At 30.8% G+C, this 749-nt stretch carries 1 protein-coding gene; it reads left to right on the forward strand.

The window, feature by feature from the left end:
* The coding region (locus tag ACYUE0_RS17700) for an NADAR family protein (RefSeq protein ID WP_460271937.1) at positions 1-364 on the forward strand (364 nt) is incomplete at its 5' end.
* Positions 365-749 lie beyond the last annotated feature (385 nt).

Consider the following 749-nt stretch of genomic DNA (forward strand, 5'->3'; position numbering starts at 1 on the left):
TGGTAAGTATTGGATGACAAGTGAACATTATTTCCAAGCCCAAAAGTTTATTGGAACTGAATATGAAGAACAAGTTAGAATGTCATCAACACCAATGGAAGCAGCAAACATGGGACGTGATAGAAGTAAACCACTTAGGAAAGATTGGGAAGAAGTAAAAGATGATCTAATGCGAAGAGCAGTTTTAGAAAAATTCAAAACAAATAGCGATGCTAAGGAAATACTTTTCTCAACTGGAGATGAGGAGATAATTGAAAAAACCACTAAAGACTACTATTGGGGATGTGGTGAAGATGGAACTGGGAAAAATATGTTGGGAAAAATATTGATGGAGACTAGAGATATTTTACGTAACTGTCAATAGGGTTATTGATCAAAGATAAAATATTAACTGTATAAAAATGAGTAACCTAGCCACAAAATCATATAATGATTTTTTAGTGCTAAAGGTAATTGAATTTGCTAGGTTGCAGGTTATAATACAAAATACACCTTACTGCATAATTGTAATAATGTAGTGAAAAAATGAAATGAACCAGCTGAAATTAAGTAGGCTGGTTCATTATTTTTTTTAGTAGATAAATAATTGGGATCAATAAAGAAGATCCTAGGTAATTAACATTAATGCCTTTAGGAATGATTAAAATAAGGATAGAATAGATATGTAAGTTGATAACCATGAAATTTGTAATGGATGAGAACATTATAATAGAATGTGGTAAGGACTAATTGAATTACTAGGTTTAGAA

Source organism: Clostridium sp. CTA-19 (assembly GCF_054767855.1).